13 protein-coding genes are annotated in these 11663 nt (G+C 35.4%); 12 read left to right on the top strand and 1 reads right to left on the bottom strand.

Annotated features, from left to right (window positions below):
* The first annotated feature begins 563 nt into the window (after nt 1-563).
* From rpmH to spo0J, 10 genes are all read left to right on the top strand, one after another.
* Nucleotides 564-698 carry a 50S ribosomal protein L34 gene (gene rpmH, locus MKY70_RS28405; protein ID WP_000831901.1) on the top strand — a complete coding sequence of 45 codons (135 nt, stop codon included), beginning with the start codon at nt 564-566 and terminating at the stop codon, nt 696-698.
* Between the two features lie 76 nt (nt 699-774).
* On the top strand, nt 775-1122 hold the full coding sequence (gene rnpA, locus MKY70_RS28400) for a ribonuclease P protein component (RefSeq protein WP_002089963.1): 348 nt from the start codon (nt 775-777) through the stop codon (nt 1120-1122).
* Between the two features lie 52 nt (nt 1123-1174).
* Nucleotides 1175-1942 carry a YidC family membrane integrase SpoIIIJ gene (gene spoIIIJ / locus MKY70_RS28395; RefSeq protein ID WP_002130197.1) on the top strand — a complete coding sequence of 256 codons (768 nt, stop codon included), beginning with the start codon at nt 1175-1177 and terminating at the stop codon, nt 1940-1942.
* Complete coding sequence (gene jag / locus MKY70_RS28390) at nt 1939-2556, top strand: RNA-binding cell elongation regulator Jag/EloR (protein ID WP_002166368.1); 618 nt, start codon at nt 1939-1941, stop codon at nt 2554-2556. The genes spoIIIJ and jag overlap by 4 nt, the downstream gene beginning before the upstream one ends.
* Nucleotides 2557-2783: 227 nt before the next feature.
* Complete coding sequence (mnmE, locus tag MKY70_RS28385; RefSeq protein WP_002034990.1) at nt 2784-4160, top strand: tRNA uridine-5-carboxymethylaminomethyl(34) synthesis GTPase MnmE; 1377 nt, start codon at nt 2784-2786, stop codon at nt 4158-4160.
* A 58-nt stretch (nt 4161-4218) separates the two neighbouring features.
* Nucleotides 4219-6108, top strand: a complete 1890-nt coding sequence (gene mnmG / locus MKY70_RS28380; protein ID WP_002130192.1) for a tRNA uridine-5-carboxymethylaminomethyl(34) synthesis enzyme MnmG — start codon at nt 4219-4221, stop codon at nt 6106-6108.
* A 22-nt stretch (nt 6109-6130) separates the two neighbouring features.
* Nucleotides 6131-6850, top strand: a complete 720-nt coding sequence (gene rsmG, locus MKY70_RS28375; protein WP_002016472.1) for a 16S rRNA (guanine(527)-N(7))-methyltransferase RsmG — start codon at nt 6131-6133, stop codon at nt 6848-6850.
* 105 nt (nt 6851-6955) lie between these two features.
* A complete protein-coding gene (gene noc / locus MKY70_RS28370) occupies nt 6956-7828 on the top strand; it encodes a nucleoid occlusion protein (protein WP_002016471.1) in 873 nt (290 codons plus the stop codon).
* 186 nt (nt 7829-8014) lie between these two features.
* Complete coding sequence (gene soj, locus MKY70_RS28365; protein ID WP_341074625.1) at nt 8015-8776, top strand: sporulation initiation inhibitor protein Soj; 762 nt, start codon at nt 8015-8017, stop codon at nt 8774-8776.
* Nucleotides 8769-9620 carry a stage 0 sporulation protein Spo0J gene (gene spo0J, locus MKY70_RS28360; protein ID WP_170935246.1) on the top strand — a complete coding sequence of 284 codons (852 nt, stop codon included), beginning with the start codon at nt 8769-8771 and terminating at the stop codon, nt 9618-9620. Before soj ends, spo0J begins: the two co-directional genes overlap by 8 nt.
* Nucleotides 9621-9640: 20 nt before the next feature.
* Here the strand turns inward: spo0J and yyaC are convergent, their stop codons facing one another.
* A complete protein-coding gene (gene yyaC / locus MKY70_RS28355; RefSeq protein ID WP_201034579.1) occupies nt 9641-10237 on the bottom strand; it encodes a spore protease YyaC in 597 nt (198 codons plus the stop codon).
* Nucleotides 10238-10497: 260 nt separating this feature from the next.
* Here yyaC and MKY70_RS28350 point away from each other — a divergent pair, with 260 nt between their 5' ends.
* Nucleotides 10498-11355 (top strand): mechanosensitive ion channel family protein, encoded by an 858-nt coding sequence (locus tag MKY70_RS28350; protein WP_002089952.1) that lies wholly within the window; start codon nt 10498-10500, stop codon nt 11353-11355.
* Between the two features lie 20 nt (nt 11356-11375).
* Nucleotides 11376-11573, top strand: a complete 198-nt coding sequence (locus tag MKY70_RS28345) for a DUF951 domain-containing protein (protein ID WP_000436054.1) — start codon at nt 11376-11378, stop codon at nt 11571-11573.
* Nucleotides 11574-11663: the final 90 nt, after the last annotated feature.

The following is an 11663-nucleotide window of genomic DNA, read 5'->3' as shown; positions in this document are numbered from 1 at the left end:
AGGTGTCCCTCCTTTACAAAGATGGTAAAAGAATAAGGTTGCGCAACAATTGTACAACCTGTAAATACTTCTAATGCATATTTATACGAAACGTATTTTAAAATATAAAAACGTCGTTAGTATCCGAGATAGAGTTTTCGACAAAATAACACATGTGGACAACTATTTACTCACATGTGATTTAAACTATCCACATGTTATACACAAATTGTGGATAAAATAAAGGTGTGGAAAACTTATTCAAAGTGAAAACACAACTATAATATCAAAAAAAAGCAGCTATAGCAATGAATTTAAGAAAGTTATCCACAAAATCAATACCTTGTGGAATAAACTTGTCCACAATACGATATACTGTGTAAAAGTAAAAAAAGAGTTTGTGGATACAAAAAAGAGAAAATATATTTATCCACAAGGAAATATAGGTACTGTGAAAAAGTTTGTGAATAGGTTAAAAATGAATATTTGATGAAAATTTCGAGAACCATTGACATTTTCCTATTTGATTTACTATAATTTATTAGACTGTCTTTAACAGATATTCCTCAGGGAGGTGTCATATAATGAAAAGAACTTACCAACCAAATAAACGTAAGCGCAGCAAAGTACATGGTTTCCGCAGCCGTATGAGCACAGCAAACGGACGTAAAGTGCTAGCAGCTCGTCGTCGTAAAGGAAGAAAAGTATTATCTGCGTAGACCACTGATCGTTCAGTGGTCTTTTTTTCTAATAATAATGAGTTTCCGCTGATGAAATACAGGAGTGTCAAATGATATGAAGAAAAAAAATCGTATAAAAAAGAATGATGAATTCCAGGCTGTTTTCCAAAAAGGACAATCGAATGCCAATCGCCAGTTTGTTGTATACAAATTAGATAAAGAAAAACAGCCGCATTTTCGCATTGGTCTTTCTGTTAGTAAGAAAATAGGAAATGCAGTAGTGCGTAATCGAATTAAGCGTATGATTCGCCAATCGATTATAGAATTAAAAGATGAGATAGATTCTGGAAAAGATTTTGTTATAATAGCAAGGAAGCCTTGTGCAGAGATGACATATGAAGAGTTAAAGAAAAGCTTAATTCATGTCTTTAAACGCTCTGGTATGAAAAGAATAAAAAAGTAGCGTAAGGAAATGAATTACACTATATACATACCGAAACAAGGAGGAGCAGGCTTTGAAAAAGAAAATAGGTTTATTAGCCATGGTTATTATGCTAATGGCAATTGCTACCGGTTGTAGTGAAACAAATCAACCGATTACACCGAAAAGCACTGGGATTTGGAATGAATATTTCGTATACCCGCTTTCTCAGTTAATCACGTATTTTGCAGAATTATTTGGTAGTAATTACGGTTTAGCAATCGTTGTTACAACTCTTATCATTCGTTTTGCATTATTACCATTAATGATTAAACAAACGAAGAGTACGAAAGCAATGCAGGCGTTACAACCAGAAATGGTGAAATTAAAAGAGAAATATAGTTCTAAAGATCAAGCAACACAGCAAAAACTACAACAAGAAATGATGCAGTTATATCAAAAGAATGGTGTAAACCCATTAGCAGGATGTTTACCAATATTTGTTCAGATGCCTATTTTATTCGCGTTTTATCATGCGATTATGAGAACAACAGCAATTAGTGAACATACATTTTTATGGTTCGATTTAGGACAGGCGGATCCGTTCTATATCCTTCCAGTTGTTGCAGCTATTACGACGTTTATTCAGCAAAAGCTTGCAATGGCAGGAACGGCTGGACAAAATCCGCAAATGGCAATGATGATTTGGCTTATGCCAATTATGATTTTAGTCTTTGCAATTAACTTCCCAGCAGCACTATCATTGTACTGGGTAGTTGGTAATATCTTTGGTATCGCTCAAATGTATATGATCAAAGGGCCTGAAATTAAGGCTAGTAAGGCAGGAGGATCAAGCAAGTGAGTATGATTACTGCTAAAGGACAAACAGTCGAGCTGGCAGTACAAGATGCTTTAAGACAATTAAATGCTTCGAAAGATCGAGTAGATATAAATATTATCGATGAGGGTAAGAGGGGGTTCCTGGGTTTATTTGGGAATCGCCCCGCTGTTGTAGAAGTTGTATTGAAAAAAGATCCAATCCAAGAATGTGAAGAATATTTAAAAAATGTTATTCAAAATATGGGTGTGGAAGTTGAGATTAGAAAAATTGTAAAAGGACGCGAAGTTGAATTTACAATTTCTGGTGAAAATATCGGTGTTTTAATTGGTAAAAGAGGGAATACGTTGAATTCTTTGCAGTATTTAACAAAACTTGTTGCGAACCGTAATACAAAGCAATATATTGGTATTACACTGGATGCTGAAAACTATCGTAGTAAAAGAAAAAATACGTTAGAATCTCTTTCCTATCGATTAGCAAAACAAGTAGTGAGTACTAAAAAAAGAGTTGTTCTAGAACCAATGCCTTCTTTCGAACGAAAAATTATTCACCAAGCATTATCTAATCATCAAAATATCATTACAACTTCTGAAGGAAAAGAACCACATCGGTATGTTGTAATATCTTCCAAGTGACCGGTTACTCAATTGAGTGCCGGTTTTTTTGAGGAGAAAATAAATGTGGATAACTAAAAAACACTAAACTTATCCACTGTGAATAAGTTTAGTGTTTTTTACATAAGGACATAATAAAATGAGTTATTATTCTTTTGTAGATAGGTTCGTTATGGTATCCTAATAATTTAGTGACGGAAAAAATTCATGTTGAAATAGAGATAAATAAGCAAGTGAGGTGAAAGGACATGGAATTTGATACAATTGCCGCAATTTCCACAGCGCTTGGGGAAGGTGCAATTGCCATTGTTCGAGTAAGTGGGGATGATGCGATTGAGAAAGTCGATCGTATTTTTAAAGGGAAGGATTTAACACAGGTTTCTTCTCATACAATTCATTATGGTCATATTGTCGATTTAGATACAAATCAAGTTATTGAAGAAGTTATGGTGTCCATTATGCGTGCACCAAGGACTTTTACGCGTGAAAATATAGTAGAAATTAACTGTCATGGTGGACTTGTTTCGGTAAATAAAGTATTACAGCTTATTTTAGCGCAAGGAGTACGACTGGCAGAGCCTGGTGAATTTACAAAACGTGCTTTTTTAAATGGACGTATTGATTTGTCACAAGCAGAAGCTGTTATGGACTTAATCCGTGCGAAAACAGATCGTGCTATGAATGTAGCGATTAACCAAATGGAAGGACGATTATCTAAATTAATCGGCCATCTGCGTCAAGAAATATTAGAAACATTAGCTCATATTGAGGTGAATATAGATTACCCAGAATATGATGATGTGGAAGAGATGACGCATAATATTTTAATTGAGAAAGCTACACATGTCCGTGCTGAAATTGCAAAGATATTAGAAACATCGAAGCAAGGAAAGATTTTACGTGAAGGCATTTCTACCGCGATTATCGGTAGACCTAACGTTGGGAAATCATCGCTATTGAATAGTCTTGTTCAGGAGAAAAAGGCAATTGTAACTGATATTGCAGGAACAACTCGTGATGTTATTGAAGAGTACGTTAATGTGCGTGGTGTACCACTTAAACTTATAGATACAGCCGGAATTCGTGAAACGGAAGATATTGTTGAACGAATTGGTGTAGAGCGTTCGAAGGAAATGATGAGCCAAGCAGACTTAGTGTTAATTGTAGTGAATTATAGCGAGGCTTTAACAAATGAAGATGAGGATCTATTCCGTGCCGTACAAGGAAAAGATTTCATTGTTATTGTAAATAAGACAGATTTACCGCAAGAAATTGATATGGAACGTGTTACAGATTTAGCGGTAGGAAATCGTGTTATTACAACATCTTTAATTGAGGAGCAAGGAATAGATGAGCTTGAAAAGGCGATAGCTGATTTATTCTTTGAAGGAACAATTGATTCTGCGGATATGACATACGTGTCTAATGCGAGACATATCGGATTATTAACACAAGCAGGAAGAACAATTAATGATGCAATTGAAGCGATAGAAAATGGTGTTCCGATTGATATGGTTCAAATTGATTTAACAAGAGCGTGGGAAATACTTGGTGAAATTACTGGTGATACTGTCCATGAAAGTTTAATTGACCAATTGTTCTCTCAATTTTGTTTAGGAAAATAAAGTAAAACTTTAATCAGAGATGATTTAGTAAGATAGAGGTTATTAGGAGGAATAAACAATGGGATACAATGCCGGTTCATATGATGTCATAGTAATCGGTGCAGGTCATGCAGGATGTGAAGCTGGTCTTGCGGCAGCACGAATGGGCTCAAAAACATTAATGTTAACAATTAACTTAGATATGGTAGCGTTCATGCCATGTAACCCTTCTGTTGGTGGACCAGCAAAAGGGATTGTTGTTCGTGAAATTGATGCATTAGGCGGAGAAATGGGACGCAATATTGATAAAACACATATTCAAATGCGTATGTTAAATACGGGTAAAGGACCAGCTGTACGCGCGCTTCGTGCACAAGCTGATAAATTCTCTTACCAGCATGAATTAAAGAAAACAATTGAAGAAACACCAAACTTAACGTTGTTTCAAGGTCTGGTAGAGCGTTTAATTATTGAAGATGGTGTATGTAAAGGGGTAATTACGCAAGCTGGTGCTGAATACACAGCGAAAACAGTTGTAATTACAACGGGAACATTTTTACGTGGTGAGATTATTATGGGAGATTTAAAATATTCAAGTGGTCCAAATAATCAGCAACCATCTATTACATTATCTGAACACTTAGAGGAACTTGGTTTTGATCTTGTTAGATTTAAAACAGGTACACCTCCGCGTGTAAACAGTAATACGATTGATTATAGTAAAACAGAAATTCAACCAGGTGATGATAAGCCACGTGCTTTCTCTTTTGAAACGACAAAATTTATTATGGATCAAATTCCATGTTGGTTAACGTATACAAGTACAGAAACACATCGTTTAATAGATGAAAACTTACATCGCTCAGCTATGTATTCTGGTATGATTAAAGGAACAGGGCCTAGATATTGCCCTTCAATTGAAGACAAGGTAGTAAGATTTAATGATAAACCACGTCATCAAATTTTCTTAGAGCCAGAAGGACGTAATACACAAGAAGTATATGTACAGGGCTTATCGACGAGCTTACCAGAAGATGTACAGCGTGCAATGCTTAGAACAATTCCTGGCCTGGAAAATGTTGAAATGATGCGTACGGGTTATGCAATTGAATATGATGCGATCGTACCAACTCAACTATGGCCAACACTTGAAACGAAAAAAATTAAAAATTTATATACAGCAGGACAAATTAACGGAACTTCTGGTTACGAAGAAGCAGCAGGACAAGGGCTTATGGCTGGGATTAATGCAGCGTGTCGTTCTTTAGGTAAAAAAGAAGTTATTTTAGGTCGTGCTGATGCTTATATTGGTGTCTTAATTGATGACCTTGTAACGAAAGGTACAAATGAACCATATCGTTTATTAACGTCTCGTGCAGAATATCGCCTATTATTACGCCATGATAATGCTGACCTTCGTTTAACTGAAGTTGGTCGTGAAATTGGCTTAATTAAAGAAGATCGCTATGAGCGATTTACAAATAAAAAGTTACAAATTGAACAGGAGAAGGAACGGTTAGAGAGTATTTTTATTAAACCGCGTCCTGAAGTTCAAGAATTAATTCGTAGTATTGGTGGAAGTGAATTGAAAGATGGAATACGTGCAAGTGACTTATTACGTCGTCCAGAGGTGACATATGAGCATATTCATCTTTTAGTACCAAGTGAAGTACCATTAAGTGATGAAATTACGGAACAAGTTGAAATTCAGACCAAGTACGAAGGATATATCGAGAAATCTTTACAGCAAGTAGAACGTATGAAGAAAATGGAAAACAAAAAAATTCCTGTGGATATTGATTATGATGCGATTTCTAGCCTTGCCTCAGAAGCGAGACAGAAATTGAAAGATGTTCGTCCGCTTTCAATGGGGCAAGCTTCACGTATTTCTGGCGTAAATCCAGCTGATGTTTCCATTTTGCTTATTTACATTGAACAAGGAAAAATTGCACGAGTATCGAACCAATAACATAGTAAGGAGATATTGCTAGATGAACATAGAACAATTTCAATCTATGCTAGAAGAGAAGGGTATTTCCCTCTCTTCTAGACAGTTAGAGCAGTTCGGAATCTATTTTGAAACATTAGTAGAGTGGAATGAAAAAATGAACTTAACGGCTATTACGGAGAAAGAAGAAGTATACTTAAAACACTTTTTTGATTCTGTTACAGCGGCTTTTTATTATGATTTTTCGAAACCATTTTCTATTTGTGATGTTGGAGCAGGAGCTGGATTCCCAAGTATCCCTTTAAAAATCTGTTTCCCGCACTTAAAAGTAACAATTGTAGATTCATTACAAAAACGTATTAATTTCTTAAATCACTTAGCGCAAAAGTTAGAATTAAGTGATGTTGCATTTTGTCATGATCGTGCTGAAACATTTGGAAAAAAAGAAGGTGTACGTGAAGCATACGATATTGTAATGGCACGTGCAGTTGCACGTCTTTCTGTATTAAGTGAGCTATGTTTACCACTTGTAAAAGTAGGGGGAACATTCATTGCAATGAAAGGTGCAGCGGCGAACGAAGAAATCGAAAATGGCAAATATGCTTTAGAGGTACTTGGCGGAGAATTGAAAGAAATGTCTACGTTCCAATTACCGTTTGAAGAAAGTGAGCGTAATATTTTATTAATCGAGAAAAAGCGCAAGACACCAAAGAAATATCCACGCAAACCGGGAACGCCCAATAAATTACCTATTGAAAAATAAATCTTATTAGACGTAAGATTAAATTATATAAATGAAAACGTAAATGTTTCATAGGAAACATTTTATGTAGAACAGTCAATAGGCCTAAAAGGTGGTGGAATATGTATGAAAAATACGTTTTCTCGTTTATTTGGCTTTGGAGATAAAGAGAGCGAATTCGAATTACAAGACGAAAGCCATGAAGAAATAGCTAAAAAGGTATATGAAGAAATACAGGAAATTCCGATAGTAAACATTACCCCTAACCGTTATCAACCACGAACAGTTTTTGACGATGCACGTATTGAGGAGCTAGCATTAACGATTCGTACGCATGGGCTTATCCAGCCGATTGTTGTGAGACAGTATGAGGATGATAAGTACGAGATTATTGCCGGGGAAAGGCGTTTCCGCGCAGCAACAAAGTTAGGGTGGGAAAAAGTTCCTGCAATAATAAAGAATTTAAATGATACTGAGACAGCTTCTGTAGCGTTAATTGAAAATTTGCAACGTGAGGAATTAACAGCAATTGAGGAAGCTGTGGCATATCAAAAGCTGATTGAGTTACATAATTTAACACAAGAAGCATTGGCACAACGACTTGGAAAAGGACAATCGACAGTCGCAAATAAATTGCGATTATTAAAATTGCCTGAAGAAATCAAAAGTGCATTATTAGAAAAAAGTATTACAGAACGGCATGCTCGCGCCCTTATTCCTTTGAAGAATGAGGAATTACAACTGAAGGTTTTACAAGAGATTGTGGAGAAGCAATTGAATGTAAAGCAAACAGAAGAACGAATTGCAAAGTTATTAGAAGAAGTAAAACCAAAGCGCAAAGCGAAGCAAAAAGCAGTAAGTCGAGATGCGAGAATTGCTATGAACACGATTAGACAATCATTACAAATGGTTGCTAATAGTGGTTTGAATGTTAATTCTGCGGAAGAAGAGTTTGATGAATACTATCAAATTACGATTAAAATTCCGAAGAAAAAATAATTACGTGCTAGAGACCTTATCCTATTGGAGAGGTCTCTTTTACTATATTTTCTTGTTAAAGCAAGAAGGAGTTTAGAAATAAATTTTGAAGTTTAATAAGGACGTAAAAGAAAAACTTTTATTTCATGTTACAATAAACGTAATTGTTTCTAGAATAAGAAAGAAAGGTTGAAAGTAGGTGACATCATGGGAAAAATCATTGCTATTGCTAATCAAAAAGGCGGTGTTGGAAAAACAACAACATCCGTTAATTTAGGGGCTGGATTGGCACAAGTAGGAAAAAAAGTCCTTCTCGTAGATATTGATGCTCAAGGAAATGCAACGACTGGTGTAGGGATTGAAAAGTCTGAATTAGATCAATGTATTTATAATGTTCTTGTAGAAGATGCAGATGTTCAAGGTGCCATACGGAAAACCGCAACTGAAAACTTAGATGTTCTACCCGCTACAATTCAATTGGCTGGTGCTGAAATTGAATTGGTACCAACCATTTCCCGGGAAGTACGCTTGCAAAGAGCGTTACAGCCGATTCGTGATGAATATGAGTATATTATTATTGACTGTCCCCCATCCTTAGGGTTATTAACGATTAATGCATTAACAGCAGCAGATTCTGTTATTATTCCTGTACAGTGTGAATATTACGCGCTGGAAGGGTTAAGTCAGCTATTAAATACAGTTCGACTTGTGCAAAAGCATTTAAATGAAAATTTAGCAATTCAAGGTGTATTGTTAACGATGTTGGATGCTCGTACAAATTTAGGAATTCAAGTTATAGATGAAGTGAAAAAATACTTTAGAGATAAAGTATATCGTTCGATTATTCCTCGTAATGTTCGCTTAAGTGAGGCACCAAGTCATGGAAAACCAATTATGCAGTATGACGCTAAATCAAGAGGAGCAGAAGTATATTTAGATTTAGCAGAGGAAGTGATTGCAGGTGGCTAAGGGATTAGGAAGAGGAATCAACGTGTTTTTTCCAGATTTAGATGTGAAAGAAGAAGAAACAATTCAGGAGATTATAGTAACTGAATTAAGGCCGAATCCATATCAACCACGTAAATATTTCAATAAAGAAGCGATTCAGGAATTAGCGGCTTCTATTAAAGAGCACGGTATATTGCAACCTTTAATTGCTCGAAAGAGTATTAAAGGATATGAAATAGTTGCAGGTGAAAGAAGATATCGTGCTGCTAAAGAGGCCGGACTTGAGAAAGTGCCTGCTGTCGTAAGGCAATTAAATGAGCAGCAAATGATGGAATTTGCTTTGCTTGAAAACTTACAACGAGAAGATTTAAATCCTATGGAAGAGGCAATGGCATATCAGATGTTAATGAACGAGCTAAATGTAACACAAGAACAATTAGCAAAACGTCTTGGTAAAAGCAGGCCTTATATCGCAAATTATACTCGTTTGTTAAGCCTCCCTTCATTCGTTCAAGATATGATTGCAAACGGTCAACTTTCAATGGCTCATGGAAGAACTTTACTTACAATAAAAGATGAAGAACAGTTGAAATCTTTATTGAAGCGAATTGAAAAAGAAGGACTGAATGTTCGCCAATTGGAACAAATTGTCCAGGAAATTAATCAACGTGTTTCACGTGAAACACAACAAGTGAAAAAAGAAAGAAATATATTTTTTGTAGAGCGTGAAACGTTTTTAAGAGAAAAGTTTGGTACGGATGTAAAAATTAAAGAAACGAAAAAAGAAAAAGGTAAAATCGAAATCGAATTTTTTAATAAAGAAGATTTAAATCGAATTTTAGAATTATTATCAAAGGGAAATTAAAAAGCAAACCATCTTATTGTTTATAGATGGTTTGCTTTTTTTAATGCAGATAATTTTTGATCGGTTTCTTTTATACTTTGTGCAATTACATCGGCCATCTTCATAACTAAACTTAGTCTTGTATTTTGAAGTACGAAAAACTCCATGAAACCATTTAAATTTACGATGCCATGAATATGCAAATCACCAATTTCAGGTAATTTCTTATTCATCGCAGCTCCAGGTTTACTGGGACCCTTTCCGGTAGTTATAGAACCGATACTTTGAGATTTTCCTAAACATGCATCAACAGCAATAATAAATGAAGTAGGATTTTCTTTCTGTATATTCTGAATTTTTCCCTCTAGATTTAGTGCATGTATTGGTTCGTCTAGTGTGCCGAATACTTGAAGGTTTTTGATTTCAATTTGTTCTAGTTTAGTACCAACTAATGGACCAAGTGCATCACCGGTGGAACGGTCTGTTCCGATACAAACGAGAATGAGTGGCATATTAGTCTTAATGGGAATATGGGAAAGTAAGAAATTACTGATTGTCTCAGAGGCTTCTAAGTCATGATGCATAACATTTTGAGTTTCTTTTTCAAAAAAAGGTAAGCGAAAACTTCTAATATTCATGAAGCACCCATCCTTTTAATAAATTTTCACAATATGTTATATGGTGTGTGAAATGGAAAATTATAAGTGCATACTTTCTACAAACTGTGAATGAAAATGGAAATAATAGTACTAGTATATATATATTCGTTTCATTTTATACCTGAATGGAAGTTAACAAATGGAATTAAAGTCATAAATTTTTTTCAGAAATCAGAGAGAGTTCTGATACAATAATAAGGATAACTAAAAAGAAATTTTAGCTAGAGAGGTAGAGGGACATGGATTTAGCGTTGAAATGGTTTGAGTCCATTGATTGGACGAATATAGGTGTGAAGTCACTAAAAATAATCGTTATTTTAATACTTGGTGCAATCGTTGTGCGAGTTGCAAGGGCAATTGTACGAAATGCGTTTCGTATGGGAAGCCGTTCGCCGATTCAAATTTCAGAACGTCGTACAGTTACGGTAGCGAAGTTGCTTGAAAATATTGTGGCATACGTTGTTATGTTCATTATGTTAATTGCGATTTTAGGTGTGTTTGATATTAATGCATCAGGTCTATTAGCCGGTGCTGGGGTAATTGGTTTAGCAGTCGGTTTTGGTGCACAAAGTTTAGTTAAAGATGTTATTACAGGATTATTTATTTTGTTAGAGGATCAATTTTCAGTAGGTGATTATGTAAGAATAGGGCAATTTGAAGGAACTGTTTTGGAAATTGGACTACGTACAACGAAGATGAAAAGCTGGACAGGTGAAATTCATATAATACCAAATGGTAGTATTGTACAAGTAACGAACTTTTCCGTTAGTAATAGTGTAGCATTTGTTGATGTATCTATTTCTTATGAAAGTGATATAGTACGAGCGGAGCAAGTTATTGAAGATTTATTAGTAGAATTACCAGAAAAATATGAGAAAATGGTAACAACGCCTCAATTGCTAGGTGTTCAAACATTGGCAGCGTCTGAAGTTGTATTACGTGTTATTGCTGAAGTTGAGCCGATGCAGCATGCAGTTATTGCGAGGGCTCTTCGCAAAGAGATTAAAAATCGTCTTGATTTACATGGGATTGAAATTCCATACCCACGTATGGTTTTATATAGTCGCGAAGAATTAGTTAGTGAAAAAGCAATTTAATAGTGGGAGGGATTTAGAGAATGGAGCAAAAGCAATATAACTTGTACGATGTTGTGGAAATGAAGAAAGCCCATCCATGTGGTGAAAATCGCTGGAAGATTATTCGTATGGGAATGGATATCCGCGTTAAGTGCGAGGGGTGTGACCATTCGGTAATGATTCCTCGAAGAGAGTTTGATCGCAAGGTGAAAAAAATACTTGTAAAGCACGAAGAATAGTGAAAAAGCAACAGCTGCAGTAGACAGCCGTTGCTTTTTTTCATTTGGTGGAAACTTGTCATTTTTTTCGTTACTATCTATAATGATGAA

This window comes from Bacillus sp. FSL R9-9492, from assembly GCF_038007365.1.
GTDB classification, from domain to species: Bacteria; Bacillota; Bacilli; order Bacillales; family Bacillaceae_G; genus Bacillus_A; species Bacillus_A mycoides.
The sequence above is the reverse complement of the archived record's forward strand: the minus strand, read 5'-3'. Positions and strand labels throughout refer to the sequence as shown.